The following is a 19,462-nucleotide window of genomic DNA, read 5'->3' as shown; positions in this document are numbered from 1 at the left end:
CCGGGGGCGCCTGCCTCAGGCCGCCTTGTCCAGGCGGAACCAGGTCTCCGCCACGAGGCCATGCAGTTCCGCCATCTCCTTTTGCAGGTCATCGATAAAGCGATGCAACTCCTTGGGCTCAAGCAGCTTGTCCACCTGGGAGTCCACGGCATGGCGCTTCACCTGCATGGCCATGCGCAGGGGGATGTCATTGCGAGGCAGATTGGCCAGGCAGTGCTCCACCTCCGCCAGGGCATGACCGATGGAGCGCGGAAACTCCGGATCCTGCACCAGGAAACGCAGCACGTCGGCCGCGTTGATCCGCCGCCGTACATGCTGACGGTACATCTGGAAGGCACTCAGGGATTTGAGGATGTTGATCCACAGCAAGCCTTCAAAGGGTGAGGCATCCTCATCCACCTCCTTGCCGCGGGCCAGCAAGCCCACTGCGCCCACATCCAACAGGCGCGATGTCATATCCGCCCGTTCCAGATTGCGCCCCGCCTTGATCAGATCATAGGCATGGTCGTGGCTCATGGTGCCCGCCAGCATCCCGGTGATCTGCTGACAGCGGCTGCGGATCTGAGACAGGTAACGATAACGCCCCCGCTTACCCTCTCCCGCATCCAGGTTGAAGCGGGCGTAGAGGTGCAGTTCGTTCACCGTCTCCCAGACCTCGGTGGGCACCCGGTCCCGCGTGGTCCGCACATTCTCGCGGGCGCTGTTCAGGGCATTGAGGATCGACCCCGGGTTGGCCGGGTCCCCCAGGAGAAACTTGACCACATTGGCCTCGTTGTACTCGGAGTAACGGTCCTCGAAAACCGCCTCGCTCCCCGTGATGGAGACCAGCCCCGCCCAGGAGACCCGGGTTTGATAGGGCATGTCCAGGGCCAGATGATTGAAGGCGGTGACCATGCGGGCCGTGTTTTCGGTCCGCTCGATATAGCGGGCCATCCAGTAAAGCCGTTCTGCAACGCGTGAAAGCATGTGTCAGTCCCGGGTATCCGTGTCAACGATCCAGGTGTCCTTGCTGCCACCCCCTTGGGAAGAGTTCACCACCAGGGAGCCCTTGCGCAAGGCCACCCGTGTCAGCCCCCCCGCGGTCACATCCGTGCGCACGCCCTGGAGCACGAAGGGGCGAAGATCCAGGTGCCGCGGCTCCAGATGTCCGTCGCACAACGTGGGGGATGTGGACAACTTGAGCGTCGGTTGGGCGATATAGTTACGCGGATCGCGCTTGATGAGCTCCGCAAACTCCTCCAGCTGAGTGGGCGTGGCATGGGGGCCGATGATCATTCCATACCCTCCCGACTCATTGGCCGGTTTGACCACCAGTTGATCCAGGTTGGCCAGTACGTGTTCCCGCTCCTTATCATCCATGCACAGATAAGTGGGCACATTGGACAGGATGGGCTCCTCGTCCAGATAGTAGCGGATCATCTTGGGCACGAAGGCATACACCACCTTGTCATCGGCCACACCGGCCCCCGGGGCATTCACCAGTGCCACGTTTCCAGCCCGCCAGGCCCGCATCACACCCGGGACGCCCAGCATGGAGTCAGGGTTGAAGGCCTCCGGATCCAGGAATAGATCATCAATCCGACGATAGATCACGTCCACCCGCTCCAGACCGTCGATGGTACGCATGTAGACGCAGTCATCATCGCAGACCACCAGGTCGGCCCCCTCCACCAACTCCGCTCCCATGCGCTGGGCCAGATAGGCATGCTCGAAGTAAGCGGAGTTATAAATACCCGGGGTGAGGACAACCACCTCGGGATAATCCAGCGGGCGGGGCGAGAGGCTGGCCAGCATGTCGAAGAGCTGGGAGGGGTACTCATCCACGGGCTGGATGCTGTAATTCTCGAACAACTCCGGGAACACCCGCTTGGTCACCTGGCGGTTCTCCAGCATGTACGACACCCCCGAGGGGACGCGCAGGTTGTCCTCCAGCACATAGAAGCTGCCATCGGCATCCCGCACCAGGTCGGAGCCGCAGATATGCGCCCATACCCCATGGGTGGGCTGGATGCCTCGACATTGCTCACGGAAATTGCGGGATTGGGACAGGATCTCGGCCGGAAAGATCTTGTCCTTGACGATGCGCTGTTCGTTGTAGATGTCGCTGATGAACATGTTCAGGGCCGTAAGGCGCTGGCGCAATCCAGCCTCCACACGGCGCCATTCAGTCCGCGGTATGATTCGGGGGATGATGTCGAAGGGCCAGGCACGGTCGATATTGCCGCCTTCCGTATACACCGTGAAGCTGATGCCCATCTCCATGATGGCGTGTTCGGCCGCCTGCTTGCGCTCGTGTATCTCGGCGTCGCCAAGGGAGCGCAGATAATCGGTCAGGGTCTTGGCTGCCGGACGCGGGATACCCGGGGCACTGATGAGTTCATCGTAAAATCCGTTGGGGTCGTACGCCTTCCAGTCGATGCTCATAGGGGACTCTTGAGTGGATGGGTCCATCATCCCCACCGGGGACGCAGGACAGGTCGCGATGGGGATCAGCCGGGCTGATCCGCCGCGCGAGGCGTCAGGGACTGCTCCGCTTCCGCCAGGGGCGCCTCGCCATTGCGGTAATGTACCAGCTTCCAGTAACCGAACAGGTTGGTCTTGTGCACGCCCACGCGGTTGAGGCCGGGAAGCTCGGGCAGGCTGTCCAGTTCCATGTCGGGCCTGAAGCCCACCAGGCGTGACAGGGGCCGCAAGGCGCGTTCCACGCGGCGCACAATGGGATGGCTGGAGGCAAAATGGTTGATCACCAACACATCACCGCCAGGAACGCAGACACGCTGCATCTCCCGCATGAGCCTGTCGGGGTTGGGCACCACCGAGGCCACATACATGGCCACCACATAGTCGAAACTGTCATCGGCAAACGCCAGGGATTCCCCATCCATCTCCATGAGGGATTCCACCTGCTTGAGTTGACCCTCCTCGGCTCGACGCTTGGCGATCTGGAGCATCTCCGGGCTCACATCGATGCCCACGACCCGGGCATCTGCCCGGTAATCCGGCAGGGACAGGCCGGTCCCCACCCCCACCTCGAGTACGCGTGGCGCCGTTTCCGCGTTCACCATCTCCATTGCCATGCGCCGGCCACCGGCGAAGATGGGGCCAAACACGGCGTCGTAATATCGCGCGTAACGCCGATAGGCGCTCTTGATCGAGGAGAGATCCATGAGATCCTTTCCAGTATGGGAATATCCACCTGTTGTAACGACTCGAGTCCTCAGTTTCAAGTGACCGGACCGAGAAAACCACCATCCATCGGGGATTGATGACCGTTCCCGAACCTCAGCCGGGAAACCGACGACCATGATCACGCAGGCCGATTTTCACCCGACGCGCTGGTTACGGGGCAGCCATGTGCAAACCATTCTGCCCAACCTGCTGCGCCCTCGTCATTCCATCCCGCTGCGCCGCGAGCGCCTGGAACTGCCCGACGGCGATTTCCTGGATCTGGACTGGGCCCCCACCATGGACGGCCCGCTGGTGATCCTGTTTCACGGTCTGGAAGGCTCCAGCCGGTCCCCCTATGCGGCCGGGCTGATGCGCCGCCTGCACGACCAGGGCTTTCAGGCCCTCACCCTGCACTTTCGTGGTTGCAGCGGCGAACCCAATCGTCTGCCCCGCAGCTATTTCGCCGGCGACACCGGGGACATGGCCTGGGTAGTGGAACAACTGACCCAGCGCTTCCCCGAACGGCCGGTGGCTGGCATCGGCGTCTCCCTGGGCGGCAACGCCCTGCTCAAGTGGATGGGCGAGACGGGCGACACCAATCCGTTATCCGCAGCAGTGGCCATTTCCGTCCCTTTCGATCTGGACAAGGCTGCACGCCGCATGGAGCGGGGGATCTCGCGCCTCTACCAGGGCTATCTGGTGGGACGCCTCCGCCGTTCCACTCAGGCCAAGTGCCGCCGCATGCCCCTGCCCATCGACTGCACTGCCCTGCCGCAATTACGCACCTTTCGGCAGTTTGATGACGCCGTCACCGCCCGCCTGCATGGTTTCAAAGATGTGGACGACTACTATGGTCAGTGCAGTTGTCGGCAGTACCTGCATGGCATCCGCATCCCCACGCTGATCCTGCATGCCATCGACGACCCCTTCATGAGCCCGGAGGTCATTCCCACCGAACCGGAGTTATCGTCCACCGTGCACCTGGAACTGGCCCACCATGGTGGCCATGTGGGCTTTGTGGAAGGCTGGGGTCGTTACTGGCTCGAGCGGCGCGTACCCCACTGGCTCCAGCAGAGCCTGACAATGAGTGTTTGAGACTTGACGAGCAACCATTAAACTCTCCGCTGACGTGCATCAATAAGACCAACCAGAATATTCACCCGCTCAACAGGGGAGACAATACGTCATGATGCAAGGACTTCTCGCGGTCAACGACTGGGTCAACGGCATCGTCTGGGGCCCTCCTTTCATGATCCTGCTGGTGGGCACGGGGCTGTATCTCACCATTCGGTTGGGCTTTTTCCAGTTCACACACCTTCGCTTTGCCTGGCGACGCACCTTTGGCACGCTGTTCCGCCGTGATCAAAAGGAGGAAAAAGGCGCCATCACGCCATTCCAGGCCGTCACCTCCGCCATGGCCGCCACCATCGGGGTGGGCAATATCGCCGGGGTGGCCACGGCCATCGCCCTTGGGGGACCCGGCGCCGTATTCTGGATGTGGATCGTGGCCCTGGTGGGCATGGCCACCAAGCTGGCTGAGGCCACCCTGGGCTTGAAGTACCGCCAGGTCGACTCGGACGGCCGGGTCTCGGGGGGTGTTTTCTATTACATCGAATACGGCCTGGGCCGGAAATGGAAATGGCTGGCCCTGGTCTATGCTTTCCTGGCTGGCCTGGCGGCCTTTGGCATCGGCAACATGGTACAAGCAAACACAATGGCCCACGCCCTGGAAACCAGCATGGGCGTGCCCAATTGGGCTACCGGCCTGGTGGTGATGTTCCTCGTGGGCCTGGTTACCCTGGGGGGGATCAAGCGCATCGCCGTGACTGCCGAACGCATCGTCCCCACCATGGCGCTGGTCTATATCATCGGCGCCGTGGGCATCCTGGTCAGCTTCTATGATCAGATCCCGGGGGCGTTTGCGCAGATCTTCAACGGTGCCTTCACGCCAGCCTCGGCCATCGGTGGTTTTGCCGGTGCCACGGTGGCCGGAGCCATCCGATACGGCATTGCCCGAGGCATTTTCTCCAACGAGGCGGGCCTGGGTTCGGCCTCCATCGTCCATGCGCAGGCCCGCAACAAGCCTTATGCCCAGGGTCTGTGGGGAATGTGGGAGGTCTTCGTCGATACGTTGGTGGTATGCACCATGACGGCCCTGGTGATTCTGGTCACTGGCGTGATCCAGACGGGGCAGACCGGAGCGGAACTCACCAGTAGCGCCTTCTCCACCGGCCTGCCGGGCCTGGGTGGATGGATCGTCCTGCTGTCCATTGTGCTGTTCTCCTATACCACCATGCTCACCTGGAATTTCTATGGTGAGAAGAGTTGGGAGTATGCCTTCGGCAAGCGGGTCGTCCTGCCCTATCGGATCATTTTCGTGTGCTTTTTATTCCTGGGTGCGATTGGTGGCCTGACCACCGTCTGGGACGTCTCGGACACCCTCAACGGCCTGATGGCGGCGCCCAATCTGCTCGCCCTGGTGCTCCTGGCCGGCGTACTGGTCAAGGAGAAGGTCCAATATCTGAAGGAAGAGCGCGAGAAGGCCATGGCGGCCCGCAAGGGTTCGGGTGATAGCCAGGACGGCGGGTGAGCAGCATTCGTCACCAGGCACGCCCCACGGACCGCCTGTGAACGGTCCGTGGGGCTGGGGCGACAAGGCGGCCCTACGTCCCGGTCAGTCGCTGGACGTCTGGGCCTCGTTGCCCGGGCCCCAGGCGAAGATCCCCAACCCCAGCACGATCACCAGCAAGGCGGGGATCAAGTAGCCGATCACCCCCAGCCCCCCCATCTCGGGGGGGATATTTCCCACCCGATACAGCAACCAGGTCAGCCCCACCAGAAATACACCGATACCGATACCGATTCGCACGTCTGCAACCTCATTGACGAGGCGACGCGCCAGGCGCCGCCGTTCAGGGTGGATATCACCCGGACTCAGGATGCTAGCCGAGGAAGTCCGGGTACGCGACTCGTCCCCGCGTCATGATTGTCCGGGATCATTCAATCGTGCCTTCCGGGGTGGGACGCTTATTCTCGGAGACCGGCTGATCCCTTAGTATGGGTCGGGTATGCTGGCGCGCCCAGGCCACCATCAATCACTACCGACTCCTGATAACCCCATCGAAGGATGACATCATGCCATCGACCCGCCGCGTCCGTTCCACCCCTCGCCGTCCATGGGAGACGACTGCGTTCGCGCTGGGGGCGCTCCTGATCCTGCCACTGGCCGCGCAGGCCGACGATCCCGCCCCATCACTGCCGGTAATCACTCAGGAGGAACTGGCGCAACATGATCAGCCTGAGGACTGCTGGAAGGCAATTCATGGCAAGGTCTATGACATCAGCGAGTATCTCCCCCACCACGCGGGTCCACCGGCGATGGTGGTGCCCTGGTGCGGCCGGGAGGCGACGGAGGCCTGGGAGACCAAAGGTTACGGGGCAGCGCACAGCGACGCCGCCAGGACCCTGCTGGAGGATTATCTCATTGGTATATATGAGGGGGAGCCGGAGACCACGGCGGCAGATGGGCAACAGGACTGAACCTCGAGGCATCCCGCCCCTCATCCCCGGCCCTTCTCCCCAGAGGGGAGAAGGGAGACTCAAGGCTTCAGCCTGATGACAGGAGAAGGGAAACTCGGGGCTATGCCCTGATGACGGGAATGGCCAGGTTTTAGCCCCTCTCCCGCTAGCGGGAGAGGGGTTGGGGTGAGGGTGCGGGGGGAACTTACTCCCCCGGCTCCACCGCCTTCATGCTCAGACGGATCCGGCCCTGCTTGTCCACTTCCAGCACCTTGACCTTGACCGTCTCGCCTTCCTTCACCTTGTCAGAGACACTCTCCACCCGCTCTTCAGAGATTTGGGAGATATGCACCAGCCCATCGCGGCCCGGCAGGATGGTCACAAAGGCGCCGAAGTCCATGATCTTGGCCACGCGTCCCTCATAGACCCGGCCCACTTCCACATCCGCGGTGATCTCTTCGATGCGGCGCTTGGCCTCCTCACCGGCTTCCTTGTCCACGGAGGCGATCTTGATCACACCCGAGTCATCGATGTCGATGGTGGCACCGGTTTCCTCGGTCAGGGCACGGATGGTGGCCCCTCCCTTACCGATCACATCACGGATCTTCTCCGGATTGATGCGCAGAGTGATGAAACGCGGCGCATAGGCAGACATCTCACCACGCGGGGTGGTCATGACCTTACCCATTTCCTTCAGAATGTGCAGCCGACCTTCGCGAGCCTGGCCCAGGGCCTTTTCCATGATTTCACGGGTGATGCCGTCGATCTTGATGTCCATCTGCAGTGCAGTGACACCGCCTTCGGTACCAGCCACCTTGAAGTCCATATCGCCCAGGTGATCCTCGTCCCCGAGGATGTCCGACAGCACGGCGAAACGGTCCTGCTCCTTGATCAGCCCCATGGCAATACCGGCCACCGGTGCCTTCAGGGGCACACCCGCATCCATCAGTGCCAGACTGGTGCCGCAGACCGAAGCCATGGAACTGGAGCCGTTGGACTCCGTGATCTCCGAGACCACCCGCAGCACGTAGGGGAAATCCTCGTCGGCCGGCATCACGCCCTGCACGCCCCGCTTGGCCAAACGGCCGTGACCGATCTCGCGGCGCTTGGGCGTGCCCACCATGCCGGTCTCACCGGTGCAATAGGGAGGGAAGTTGTAATGCAGCATGAAGCGCTCGCGACGCTCACCCTCGATGGCATCAATGACCTGGGAATCCCGGTCGGTGCCCAGAGTCGCGGTCACGATGGCCTGGGTTTCACCCCGGGTGAAGAGTGCCGAGCCGTGGGTACGCGGCAGCACGCCCACGCGCACGCCGATGGGACGCACGGTGGTGGTATCGCGTCCATCGATACGCGGCTGACCATCCAGCACCAGATCGCGCACAATGCGCTTCTCGATATCGTGGAAGATCTCCTTGATCTCATCAGCTTCGGGGGAGCCTTCCTCGCCGTCGGCGAGGCGAGCCTTGACCTCATCGCGCAGTTCCTTGATGCGCGCGGTGCGTTCCTGCTTTTCGGCGATCTTGTAAGCCTCGGTCAAATCCGACAGGCAGGCCTCCTCCACACGGGCCCGCAGTGCCTTATCCTCTTCCGGCGGCTGCCAGTCCCAGGCGGGCTTGCCAGCCTCGGCCGCCAGTTCGCGGATGGCGTTGATGGCCACCTGCATCTGCTCGTGGCCGTACATCACGGCGCCCAGCATGACCTCTTCCGACAACTCCGTGGCCTCGGATTCCACCATAATGACGGCATTCTGAGTGCCGGCCACCACCAGATCCAGCTGGGAGTCCTTCAGCGGGGTCAGGTCGGGGTTCAGCAGATACTCGCCGTCCTGGTAGCCCACTCGAGCGGCGCCAATCGGGCCGGCAAACGGCATGCCCGACAGGGCCACCGCAGCGGAAGCCCCCAGCAGGGCGGGGATATCCGGGTCCACTTCAGGGTTCAGGGACATCACCGTGGCCACCACCTGCACCTCATTGGTGAAACCCTTGGGGAACAGGGGACGCAGGGGGCGGTCAATCAACCGGCAGGTCAGAGTCTCTTTTTCCGAGGGCCGACCTTCGCGCTTGAAGAATCCGCCAGGAATCCGCCCGGCGGCGTAAGTCCGCTCCTGATAGTTGACCGTCAGGGGGAAGAAATCGCGCCCCGGCACGGCCTCCTTGCGGCCTACGGCCGTCACCAGCACCACGGTACCGGCCACATCAACCATGACGGCGCCAGTGGCCTGACGGGCGATCTCGCCGGTTTCGAGGGTGACGGTATGCTGACCGTACTGGAACGACTTGGTAATTGACGGCACGTTGTATCCCGGTTGGCTTGTTCTGAGTGGACTCGGCAAGGGCGATGCCAGGTACTTAGCGGCGCAGACCCAGGCTGCTGACCAGATCCTGATAGCGCTGCTGATCCTTACTCTTGAGATAGTCCAGCAACTTGCGGCGCTGGTTGACCATCTTCAACAGACCACGGCGGGAATGATGATCTTTCTTGTGCGTGGAGAAGTGCCCCATCAGGTGCTGGATACGCGCGGACAACAGGGCCACCTGGACCTCCGGGGAACCGGTGTCGGCGGCGTCGCGCTTGTACTTCTCAACGATCTCGGACTTCACTTCACTGCTCAGGGACATTCTTGACAACTCCTGGGATGGGATCCGGCCAAACGGGGCCGCTGCGTTCTTTTCTGAAGGCTCGCGATTCTATCACGCCCCCCCTTTGCAGAACAGGGGCTTGTGGATGCGGCCGACGGGTCATGCGGGATCGTGAAAGGATCATCATCAGGTCGGCTGAACAATCAGCCGCTTGGGGGCCACCCGACCATCATCCAGCAGGCGGCCAACACCCAGGAAGCGGTCTCCGGGCCCGTACAGCCTCAAGTGCCCCCGGTGTGTCAGGCCAGGCACGAAGACCGCCTGCCCCTGCCCAAGGTAAAAGGCGCTGTCGGCATCCAGGGTGACCGCCGGCCAGTGCACCAGCGCCTCATCCAGGGGCCTCAGGACCTCGTCCAGTGCCTGGGCACCTTGCTCCGCCAGGGCCTCGATCTGCTCCAGGGTCACCATTTGAGGGTCTTCGAAGGGTGTCAGGCCGATGCGTCGCAAGGCAATCACATGGGCACCGCAGCCCAGTGCTTCACCGATATCCTCCACCAGGGTGCGGATATAGGTCCCCTTGGAGCACACCACGTCCAGGGTCAGGGTATCGCCATCATGAGCCAGGCAGCGCAGGTCGTGGATGGTCACCGGCCGGGGCGGACGCTCCACCTCCTGCCCCTTGCGAGCCAGATCGTACAGCCGCTGGCCCTGATGCTTGAGCGCCGAGTACATGGGTGGAATCTGCTCGATAGGCCCGCGAAACCGGGCCAGCACCGATTCAATCCGGGCCGCATCCAGAACGGGAACATCCCGGGTCTCAATCACCTCCCCCTCGGCGTCACCGGTCAGGGTCTTCTGCCCCAGACGGCAGACCGTGTGATAGCGCTTATCGGCATCCAGAAGAAACCCGGAGACCTTGGTGGCCTCACCAAAGCACAGGGGCAACAGGCCCGTGGCCAATGGATCGAGACTGCCGGTATGGCCCGCCTTACGGGCACGGAGCAAATACTTGATCCGCTGCAGGGCCTGGTTGGAGGTGTAGCCCTGAGGCTTGTCCAGGAGGATCAGGCCGTGGACATCACGGCGCTGGATTTTCGGTTTGCTCATTGAGGGTCTTTGTCGTCGGAGGCATCCGGATGACGGGCGCGATCACTGGCCACGGCCTCATCGATGAGCGCGGAGAGTCGAGCCCCCTTCGCCTGGGTATCATCGTAGTGAAAATGCAGTTCCGGCACGGTGCGGATACGCATGCGCCGGCCCAGCTCGCGGCGCAGGAAACCGGCCGCCTGACGCAATCCCTGGGTGGTCCCCTCAATGGCGTCCTGATCCCCGAGCACAGTGAAGAAAACCTTCGCATGGGCCAGGTCGCGACTCACCTCGACCCCCGAGAGGGTCAGCATCCCCACTCGGGGATCCTTGACCTGCTCGCGGATCAGTTCGGCCAGTTCTCGCTGGATCTGGTCGCCCACTCGCTGTGAACGTGAAAAATCTTTGGGCATGTCAGACCCCCCGGGCGTTGGATGCCGTGGCGCGGCATCGATTCATATGGCGTGGCTCGGACTTCAGAGCGACCGCGCCACCTCAACCCGATGGTAGACCTCAATCTGGTCGCCGGGCTTCACATCATTGTAGTTTTTCACCGCAATACCGCATTCGGTTCCTGTCTTCACCTCGTTGACGTCATCCTTGAAGCGACGCAGGGACTCCAGCTCACCCTCATAGACGACCACGTTGTCACGCAGCACGCGGATGGGATTGCCCCGACGCACACTGCCTTCGATGACCAGACAGCCTGCAACCGCACCGAACTGGGAGGACTTGAACACATCCCGAACCTGGGCCAGACCAATGATCTCCTCGCGCATCTCCGGCGAGAGCAGACCGGAAAGGGCCTGTTTCACATCGTCGATGGCCTCGTAGATCACACTGTAGTAGCGCAGGTCCACATCCATGTCGCTGGCTGCCTTGCGGGCCCCGGCATCGGCGCGAACGTTGAAGCCGATGATAATGGCCGTGGATGCGGTAGCCAGGTTCACGTCGGACTCGGTGATCCCCCCCACACCCGCGGATACGATCTTGACCTTCACCTCGTCGGTGGAGAGCTTCTCCAGCGAGTCGCGCAAGGCCTCGGCGGAGCCCTGAACATCCGCCTTGAGCAGGATATTGACCACTGAAGCAGCCCCCTCCTGCATCTGGCTGAACAGGTTCTCCAGCTTGGCCGCCTGCTGGGTGGCCAGCTTGGATTCGCGGAACTTGCCCTGACGGAACAGGGCCACTTCGCGGGCCTTGCGTTCATCCTGGACCACCAGCATGTCGTCGCCGGCGTTCGGCACACCCGACAGGCCCAGCACCTCCACAGGCATGGACGGCCCCGCGGATTTCACCGGCTTGCCATTCTCGTCGAACATGGCGCGCACGCGGCCAAACTCCTGGCCGGTGAGGATCACTTCGCCCTTCTCCAGGGTGCCGGACTGGATCAGCAACGTGGCCACGGCCCCGCGCCCCTTGTCCAGCTTGGATTCCACCACCACGCCACGGGCCTGACCTTCGCGATGCGCCTTGAGCTCCATGAGCTCGGCCTGCAGCTGGATGGCCTCCAGCAGTCGGTCAATGCCCTCGCCCGTTTTGGCGGAAACATGCACGAACTGGGTTTCGCCACCCCACTCTTCCGAAATGACATTGTGCTGCGCCAGTTCACTCTTGACACGCTCCGGATCGGCTTCCGGCTTGTCGATCTTGTTGACCGCCACCACCATGGGCACTTCACCCGCCTGGGCGTGCTTAATGGCCTCCAGGGTCTGGGGCATCACGCCGTCATCCGCCGCCACAACCAGCACCACCACGTCGGTGACCTTGGCGCCACGGGCACGCATGGAGGTAAAGGCCGCGTGGCCCGGTGTATCCAGGAAGGTGATACCAGCACGATCCTTGAAGGGCACGTGATAGGCACCAATGTGCTGTGTGATGCCCCCGGCCTCGCCCTCGGCCACCTGGGTCAGGCGGATATGGTCCAGCAGGGAGGTCTTGCCATGGTCCACGTGACCCATCACGGTAACCACCGGTGGGCGCAGTACCGCTTCCCCGCCCTGTTCGGTCTCCAGGGAAAGCTCTTCTTCCACCTCGGCTTCCTGCATGGGCTTGGCAATGTGCCCCATTTCCTCCACCACGAGGGTGGCCGTATCCTGGTCAATGGACTGGTTGATGGTGGCCATCACGCCCATGCCCATCAGGGTCTTGATCAATTCCGGCGCCTTGATGGCCATCTTCTGGGCCAGTTCGCCCACCGTCATGGTCTCGGGGATACCAACCTCGCGCACCACCGGCGCCGTGGGTCTTTCAAAGCCGTGCTTGCTGGGCGTGACAGCGGCCGCGGCGCGACCACCCTTGCCCTTGCCGCGACGTCCGCGCTTGTCGCTGGAAACGTGCAGCTCCTCGCGCTTGGACTTGCCGGCATCTTCCCGCTCCTTGCCACGACGACGCTTGCCACGGGGCTGGTCGGTGGAGGCCGGGGGCGGGGCCGCAGCGGGGCCCGGCGCAGGAGCGGGCGGTGCGGCGGCCGCCGCCGCGGCGGCACGCGCCTCGGCCTCGCGACGCGCGGCCTCCTCGGCGGCCTGCCGGGTCTGCTGCTCGGCCTGCTGACGCGTTTCCTGTTCTGCTGCCTTGAGGACTTCAGCCTCCATGGCCTTGAGTTGTTCCTCGGCCAGACGCGCGGCTTCCTCGGCCTGACGCTTCTCTTCGGCGGCACGGGCCTCTGCCTCAGCCTGTTCCTGCTCGGCCGTCTTCACTTCCTCGACAACCGGCGGCGTCTCGGGCTCGGGTGGTTGCTCGACACTCGTCTCCGCTGGGACCTTTGCCTGAACCTCGGCCTCAGGCTCGACAGCCTTCGTCTCGGGGGACTCGGGCAGGCTTTCAGGCTTGGCTTCCGGCGGGCTGGCCTCAGCCGACGAAGCGGCGGGGGCCTGCTGCTCGGGCTCGGCGGCCCCACCCTTGACATAGGTTCGGCGCTTGCGCACCTCCACGCTGACGGTCTTGGCACGCCCCTGGGCGCCCGCCACCTTCAACTCGGTGGTACTGCGGCGACGCAGCGTGATACGCCGCCCCTGGCCGTCCTCTTCAGACTTGCCATGGGCCTTTCGCAGGTGCTCCAGCAGCTTGAACTTCTGCTCCTCGGTCACCATTTGATCGGGATCGGAGACGGACACGCCCGCTTCGGAGAGCTGCTCAAGCAGCCGCTCCACGGGCGTTCCCACCATCTCTGACAACTGTTTCACCGTAACGTCGGTCATGTGCCGTTACCTCCGATCTGAATGCTTCCGCGGACCGGGCCCCGGCCTGAGGCCTGGGGCGCGCGCACGGCAGGCGCGCTGGTCCTTCTTACTTACGCGTCTTTTGTCTGGTCCGCAAACCAGGGGGCACGGGCGGCCATGATCAGACTGGCTGCCTGCTCCGGGTCCACCGCTGCCTGTTCCACCAGGTCGTCCACCGACTGCTCGGCCAGATCCTCCATGGTGCAGATCCCGCGAGCCGCCAGGCGATGCGCCAGATCAGAGTCCATGCCATCCATCTCCAGCAGGTCGGCGGCTGGCGCCCCCCCGTTTTGCTGCTCTTCCGAGGCGATGGCCTTGGTGAGCAAGGCGTCCCGAGCACGGCGACGCAGCTCCTCAACGATATCCTCGTCGAATTCCTCGATCTGCACGATTTCTGCGGTGGGCACATAAGCCACCTCATCAATGCTTGAGAAGCCTTCCTGCACCAGGATGGCCGCCACTTCCTCGTCCACGTCCAGGCTGTCCATGAACATTTTCTGAAGCTCGGCGGTTTCGTGTTCGTTCTTCTCCACGGCCTGCTTTTCGCTCATCACGTTCAACTCCCAGCCCGTCAACTGCGATGCCAGGCGAACGTTCTGCCCCCCACGACCAATGGCCTGGGAGAGCTTTTCCTCAGACACAGCGATATCCATGCTGTTGCTGTCCTCGTCCACGACGATGGAGAGCACCTCGGCGGGGGACATGGCATTGATGACGAATTGGGCAGGATTCTCATTCCAGAGAATGATATCGATACGCTCACCGGCCAGCTCGTTGGAGACGGATTGCACCCGGGAACCCCGCATGCCCACACAGGCCCCGACCGGGTCCAGGCGAGGGTCGTGGGAGCGTACGGCGATCTTGGCGCGCATGCCCGGGTCGCGGGCCGCCCCCATGATCTCGATCAAGCCCTGCCCCACTTCAGGCACCTCCAGCTTGAACAACTCCACCAGAAATTCGGGCACGGTCCGACTCACGAACAACTGCGGGCCACGCTGCTCGGTACGCACCTCGCGCAGATAGCCGCGCAATCGGTCATTGGGACGCACGGTCTCCCTTGCGATCATCTCATCGCGGGGGATAAAGGCCTCTGCGTTGCTGCCCAGATCCATAAACACGCCATTGCGCTCGGAACGCTTCACCGTGCCCATCACCAGCTCGCCCACGCGATCCTGGAACTCATCCACCACCTTGGCCCGTTCGGCCTCGCGCACCTTCTGCACGATGACCTGCTTGGCGGTCTGGGCGGCAATACGACCGAACTCCACCGATTCGATGGGGGTCTCGATGTACTCACCCACCTGAATGTCGGGATGATTCTGAATCGCGTAGGAATAGAGGATCTGCCGTTCGGGGCTTTCAAATTCCGGGTCTTCATCATCGACCACGCGCCAGCGGCGATAGGTCTCGTAGTCACCGGTCTCCCGGTGAATACTGACGCGCACGTCGATGTCGCCGCCGTGCTTCTTGCGCGTCGCGGAGGCCAGAGCGGACTCGATGGCCTCAAAGATCACGCTCTTATCGACGCCCTTCTCATTGGAGACGGCGTCCACCACCAGCAGGATTTCTTTGCTCATTCAAACGTCTCCACATGACTTGCCCCGGCGCGGCCTGAGCGGCGGCGTCCGGATCACTGCGCCCGGCGATTGACCACCGCGGCGACATGGGGTGAATCCGACGCTGGACCCATCCAGTGTGATCCAGGCTCTCAGAAGCTGGGCACCAATCGTGCCCGGGACACTGATTCCAGGGGGATGCGCACGGCCCCTTCACCATCGTCCAGGGCGAGCACTACGGCCTCATCCTCCACGGACTCGATCACGCCTTTGAAGTTGCGTTGCCCCTCTATGGGCCAACTGGTGCGGACCCGAACCCGAGCCCCCGGGTAACGCTGGTAATGGGCCGATTCGAACAGTGGACGGTCCATCCCAGGCGATGACACCTCCAGGCGATACGGCACCGGGATCGGATCTTCCACGTCCAGCACGCCGCTTACCTGGTCACTCACGGCAGCACAATCATCCAGCGTGATGCCTTCCTGGCCGTCGATAAAGATCCTCAAAAAGGCGCTGGTGCGCTGAACCCGATACTCCAGGCCCCACAACTCGTAACCGAGCCCTTCGACCACGGGACGAATCAGACGCGTCAATTCCAGGGAGTCCTGCCGCACATACACCCCACAAACAAAAAATGGGCCCCAGGGCCCATTCGAGAACACCGCCGTTGCAGTCTTTCTTCGCCCGGCGTCCCTGTCGGGACCGCATGAAACGGACGTTGAAATCCCACCGCGGTTAAGAAAAAGGCCCCAAAAGGGGCCTTTTACGGTACCTGGTAGCGGGGGCAGGATTCGAACCTGCGACCTTCGGGTTATGAGCCCGACGAGCTGCCAGACTGCTCCACCCCGCAACTGAGGCTGTGAATACTACGCATCTTTCCCGAAGACTGCAACCCCTTATTCATGATTTTCCGTCAATCGGCCCCTCCTACTCCGGGATGTCCGACGCGGCATGGGGCACTCGACTACGCTGTATCAGGTGCTTGCGCAAATCATGACGGTAGATGAAGCCGGGGAAGGCAGACACCGCAAACAGGGAGAGGGTAATGGCATAGAACTGCCAGCCCTGCTCGTGGATCGTCCCGGTCATATAATTCTCCAGGGCCCGGCCCAGGGCCAGCGCCATCCCGTACAGCACCCCCCACTCAGCGAACCGCCAACCGGGGACTTTACGCCCCCCGGGAGGGGAAAAGAAAAAGAACACCCTGTCAGTCATCCAGGGAAGATTGGCGGCCAGAATCATGGCGGCCAGGTAAACCCATACGGCAATCTGCAACACGTCCATCAATCAATTCCGGTTTTTGCGTGAGTTCAGTCCCGCGCCGGGCAGGTAAGCCACACAGACTACCGTGCAGCCGTTGTCAGCGCCATCAGCAAACCAGGAAAGATTCCCAGGCCGATAACCAGCAACCCATTGATGGACAACACCACGTTGATACCGGTTCCCTGGGGCAGCGGCGCCGTGTCCGCGGGCTTGTCAAAGTACATGTACTTGACCACCCGCAGGTAATAGAACGCGCCAATCACCGACATGAGCACCGCGAACACCGCCAGCCAGATCAGCTCCACCTGCACCACGGACTGCAGAATTGCCAGCTTGGCGTAGAAGCCCACCGTGGGCGGCACCCCGGCCATGGAAAACATCAGCAGGAGCATGACGAAGGCAAACCAGGGACTGCGATCATTCAGCCCCTTGAAGTCCTCGATGGCGTCTGCCTCGAAACCCTTGCGGGACAGCAAGAGAATCATGCCAAAGCCACCCGCCGAGGTGATGGCATAAACGATCACATAGAACATGGCGGCGGCATAGCCCGCCTCGATGCCCGACATCAGACCCATGACGATGAATCCCACATGGGCGATGGTCGAGTAGGCAAACATCCGTTTGATGTTGGTCTGAGCGATGGCCACCACATTGCCCACGGCCAGGGAAAGTACAGCCAGGATCAGTAACATCCCCTGCCAATCCCCGTGCAAGGGACCCAGACCATCCACCAGCAGGCGCATGGCAATGGCAAACGCCGCGATTTTGGGGGCCGCGCCAATGAACAGGGTCACTGGCGTGGGCGCCCCGTGATAGACGTCGGGTAACCACATGTGGAACGGGACAGCCCCCAGCTTGAAACCCAGCCCCACCACCACGAACGCCAACGCGAACACCAGGGCCACGCTGTGATCTGCCGAACCGGCGGCCGCGGCCACCACACCCTGGGTCACACCGGCAATATCCAGGGTGCCGGTAATACCATAGAGCAGCGACATACCATAGAGCAGCATGCCCGAGGCGATGGAACCCAGAACGAAATACTTCATGGCCGACTCGGAGGCCACGGGGGAGTCACGGTTGAATGCCACCAGGGCGTACAGGCAGAGCGACAGGAGCTCCAGCCCCAGATACAAGGTCAGCAGACTGTGGGCCGAGATCATGATCAACATGCCCAGCACCCCGAATAACCCCAGCACGTAAAACTCGCCCTTATGCAGATCCCGGCTCTGCAGGTAGGGCCTTGAGTAGAGGAACACCGCCGCCGACACCAGCAGGACCATGGACTTGAGCAGATCCGACATGGGGTCGGCCACGAAAGTGTCGCTGAAGGTGAACCGGGTCTCCGGAGACGCCAGGATCACCGTGAGCAAAAAGGTCCCGAGCAGGGTGAACTGAGCCAGGCCGTAGGTGATATCCCGACGCGCCTGGGGGATGAACAGGTCCGCCAACAGGATGGCGCAGGCCATGCCCAGCAGGAACAGTTCGGGGATGACGGGAACGAAATCCGGAATCTCAAAGGTCATATCGGTATCCAGGAACGCTTAGAGCTTGGAGACGGCGATATGCCGCACCAGGTTTTCCACGGTGGCGTCCAGCACGTCCAGCAGCGGTGCCGGCCAGACCCCCAGCAGGAGGACGGCGAAGGCCAGCACGCCGAGGATCCAGAATTCCCGCCGGTTCAGGTCCTGCAATTGAGCCACATGGTCGTTGGCCACCTCACCGTACACCACCCGCTTGATCAGCCACAGGGTATAGGCGGCAGCCAGGATCAAGGTCGTCGCTGCCAGCAGGGCAATCCAGAAGTCCGCGCGGAAGGCCGCCAGGATCACCATGAATTCGCCCACGAAACCAGAGGTACCAGGCAGGCCGGTGTTGGCCATGGCAAACAGCACGAAGAACGCCGCAAACCAGGGCATGGTGTTGGCCACACCGCCGTAGTCGGCGATCTGGCGGCTGTGCATGCGGTCATAGAGCACACCCACACTCAGGAACATGGCCGCCGAGATCAAGCCATGGGAAACCATCTGCACCATGCCACCGCTGATCCCCAGCCCCGCACCCTGCCAGTTGCCGGTGTTGTTGTAGATCATGAAGGCAAGGAAGAAGCCCAGGGTCACGAAACCCATGTGGGCGATGGAGGAGTAGGCAATGAGCTTCTTCATGTCCTTCTGCATCAGCGCCACCAGGCCTACGTAAACCACTGCGATCAGCGACAGGGTGATCATCAGCCAGTCCAGGGCCATGGCCGCATCCGGGGTGATGGGCAGGGAGAAGCGCAGGAAGCCATAGCCGCCGATCTTGAGCATGATGGCGGCCAGGATCACCGAGCCGCCGGTGGGCGCCTCCACGTGGGCATCCGGCAACCAGGTGTGCACCGGGAACATGGGGATCTTCACCGCAAAGGCCAGCAGCATGGCCAGGAAGATCAGTGTCTGGGCGGTCATGCCCAGCGGCGTGTGATGGAAATCCAGGATCGCGAAGCTGCCCGCCTGGGTATACAGGTAGATCAGGGCAATCAGCAGGAACACCGACCCGAAGAAGGTGTAGAGGAAGAACTTCAGGGTGGCGTAGATCCGGTTGGGGCCACCCCAGATGCCGATCACCAGGAACATGGGGATCAGCATGGCCTCGAAGAAGACGTAGAACAGCACCGCATCCATGGCCGAAAACACGCCGTTCATCAGGCCCGCCAGGATGAGGAACGAGGCCATGTACTGGGACACCCGGTACTGGATCACCTCCCACGCCGCCAGCACCACCAGCATCGTGGTGAAGGTGGTCAACAGGATCAGCGGCATGGAAATGCCATCCACACCCAGGTGGTAATGGATGTCGAAGGTACTGATCCAGGGCACCCATTCCACGAACTGCATCTCGTGGGTGGAGCGGTCGAAGAGCACAAACAGCGGCAGGCTCAGCAGGAATGTCAGGACCGCAATCGACAGTGACAGGCGCCGGGATGCCTCCGGCATCCGATCACCCACGAACAAGACGATGAGTCCACCGATAATCGGCGTCCATATCACCAGAGACAAAAGTGGCCAGTCAGCAAACATGTGCTCTT

At 62.3% G+C, this 19,462-nt stretch carries 17 protein-coding genes and 1 tRNA gene; 3 read left to right on the top strand and 15 right to left on the bottom strand.

Features of this window, described 5'->3' with window-relative positions; genetic code table 11:
* Positions 1 to 15: 15 nt before the first annotated feature.
* The 3 genes from LPW29_RS02040 to LPW29_RS02030 form a co-directional block, all read right to left on the bottom strand.
* The gene (locus LPW29_RS02040; RefSeq protein WP_238626588.1) at positions 16 to 966 is read right to left on the bottom strand and encodes an alpha-E domain-containing protein; all 951 of its coding nucleotides are present in this window, start codon (positions 964 to 966) and stop codon (positions 16 to 18) included.
* Positions 967 to 969: 3 nt separating this feature from the next.
* The gene (locus LPW29_RS02035) at positions 970 to 2,424 is read right to left on the bottom strand and encodes a circularly permuted type 2 ATP-grasp protein (protein ID WP_090249508.1); all 1,455 of its coding nucleotides are present in this window, start codon (positions 2,422 to 2,424) and stop codon (positions 970 to 972) included.
* Between the two features lie 65 nt (positions 2,425 to 2,489).
* Complete coding sequence (locus tag LPW29_RS02030) at positions 2,490 to 3,167, bottom strand: class I SAM-dependent methyltransferase (RefSeq protein WP_238626587.1); 678 nt, start codon at positions 3,165 to 3,167, stop codon at positions 2,490 to 2,492.
* Between the two features lie 136 nt (positions 3,168 to 3,303).
* Here LPW29_RS02030 and LPW29_RS02025 point away from each other — a divergent pair, with 136 nt between their 5' ends.
* Positions 3,304 to 4,263, top strand: coding sequence for a hydrolase (locus LPW29_RS02025; RefSeq protein WP_238626586.1), 960 nt, complete (start codon positions 3,304 to 3,306; stop codon positions 4,261 to 4,263).
* Between the two features lie 94 nt (positions 4,264 to 4,357).
* Positions 4,358 to 5,758, top strand: coding sequence for an alanine/glycine:cation symporter family protein (locus LPW29_RS02020; protein WP_370642773.1), 1,401 nt, complete (start codon positions 4,358 to 4,360; stop codon positions 5,756 to 5,758).
* Positions 5,759 to 5,842: 84 nt separating this feature from the next.
* Here LPW29_RS02020 and LPW29_RS02015 read toward each other — a convergent pair whose 3' ends face one another.
* Positions 5,843 to 6,037: a hypothetical protein gene (locus tag LPW29_RS02015; RefSeq protein ID WP_090249499.1), complete on the bottom strand. Its 195-nt coding sequence runs from the start codon at positions 6,035 to 6,037 to the stop codon at positions 5,843 to 5,845.
* 266 nt (positions 6,038 to 6,303) lie between these two features.
* On the opposite strand from LPW29_RS02015, the gene LPW29_RS02010 reads away from it, so the two are divergent.
* On the top strand, positions 6,304 to 6,708 hold the full coding sequence (locus LPW29_RS02010; RefSeq protein WP_238626584.1) for a cytochrome b5 domain-containing protein: 405 nt from the start codon (positions 6,304 to 6,306) through the stop codon (positions 6,706 to 6,708).
* Between the two features lie 184 nt (positions 6,709 to 6,892).
* On the opposite strand, the gene pnp is transcribed toward LPW29_RS02010, so the two are convergent.
* From pnp to LPW29_RS01955, 11 genes are all read right to left on the bottom strand, one after another.
* The gene (pnp, locus tag LPW29_RS02005) at positions 6,893 to 8,983 is read right to left on the bottom strand and encodes a polyribonucleotide nucleotidyltransferase (protein WP_238626583.1); all 2,091 of its coding nucleotides are present in this window, start codon (positions 8,981 to 8,983) and stop codon (positions 6,893 to 6,895) included.
* 55 nt (positions 8,984 to 9,038) lie between these two features.
* Complete coding sequence (gene rpsO / locus LPW29_RS02000) at positions 9,039 to 9,308, bottom strand: 30S ribosomal protein S15 (RefSeq protein WP_025280956.1); 270 nt, start codon at positions 9,306 to 9,308, stop codon at positions 9,039 to 9,041.
* 147 nt (positions 9,309 to 9,455) lie between these two features.
* Positions 9,456 to 10,376 (bottom strand): tRNA pseudouridine(55) synthase TruB, encoded by a 921-nt coding sequence (truB, locus tag LPW29_RS01995; RefSeq protein WP_238626582.1) that lies wholly within the window; start codon positions 10,374 to 10,376, stop codon positions 9,456 to 9,458.
* Positions 10,373 to 10,768, bottom strand: coding sequence for a 30S ribosome-binding factor RbfA (rbfA, locus tag LPW29_RS01990; protein WP_090249490.1), 396 nt, complete (start codon positions 10,766 to 10,768; stop codon positions 10,373 to 10,375). The genes truB and rbfA overlap by 4 nt, the downstream gene beginning before the upstream one ends.
* Positions 10,769 to 10,831: 63 nt before the next feature.
* Positions 10,832 to 13,555 (bottom strand): translation initiation factor IF-2, encoded by a 2,724-nt coding sequence (gene infB / locus LPW29_RS01985; protein ID WP_238626581.1) that lies wholly within the window; start codon positions 13,553 to 13,555, stop codon positions 10,832 to 10,834.
* Positions 13,556 to 13,647: 92 nt separating this feature from the next.
* On the bottom strand, positions 13,648 to 15,153 hold the full coding sequence (nusA, locus tag LPW29_RS01980) for a transcription termination factor NusA (RefSeq protein ID WP_238626580.1): 1,506 nt from the start codon (positions 15,151 to 15,153) through the stop codon (positions 13,648 to 13,650).
* A 131-nt stretch (positions 15,154 to 15,284) separates the two neighbouring features.
* A complete protein-coding gene (gene rimP, locus LPW29_RS01975) occupies positions 15,285 to 15,731 on the bottom strand; it encodes a ribosome maturation factor RimP (RefSeq protein ID WP_238626619.1) in 447 nt (148 codons plus the stop codon).
* A 174-nt stretch (positions 15,732 to 15,905) separates the two neighbouring features.
* Positions 15,906 to 15,982 (bottom strand) — tRNA-Met (locus LPW29_RS01970).
* A gap of 77 nt (positions 15,983 to 16,059) precedes the next feature.
* The gene (locus tag LPW29_RS01965) at positions 16,060 to 16,416 is read right to left on the bottom strand and encodes a DUF2818 family protein (protein ID WP_238626579.1); all 357 of its coding nucleotides are present in this window, start codon (positions 16,414 to 16,416) and stop codon (positions 16,060 to 16,062) included.
* Positions 16,417 to 16,475: 59 nt separating this feature from the next.
* Positions 16,476 to 17,921, bottom strand: coding sequence for an NADH-quinone oxidoreductase subunit NuoN (nuoN, locus tag LPW29_RS01960; RefSeq protein ID WP_238626578.1), 1,446 nt, complete (start codon positions 17,919 to 17,921; stop codon positions 16,476 to 16,478).
* An 18-nt stretch (positions 17,922 to 17,939) separates the two neighbouring features.
* Positions 17,940 to 19,454 carry an NADH-quinone oxidoreductase subunit M gene (locus LPW29_RS01955; RefSeq protein WP_238626577.1) on the bottom strand — a complete coding sequence of 505 codons (1,515 nt, stop codon included), beginning with the start codon at positions 19,452 to 19,454 and terminating at the stop codon, positions 17,940 to 17,942.
* Positions 19,455 to 19,462: the final 8 nt, after the last annotated feature.

Origin of the sequence: Ectothiorhodospira sp. 9100, from assembly GCF_022227565.1 — a bacterium.
Taxonomy (GTDB): Bacteria; Pseudomonadota; Gammaproteobacteria; order Ectothiorhodospirales; family Ectothiorhodospiraceae; genus Ectothiorhodospira; species Ectothiorhodospira marina.
Note: the sequence above shows the minus strand (reverse complement) of the source record. Positions and strands in the feature narration are given on the sequence as shown.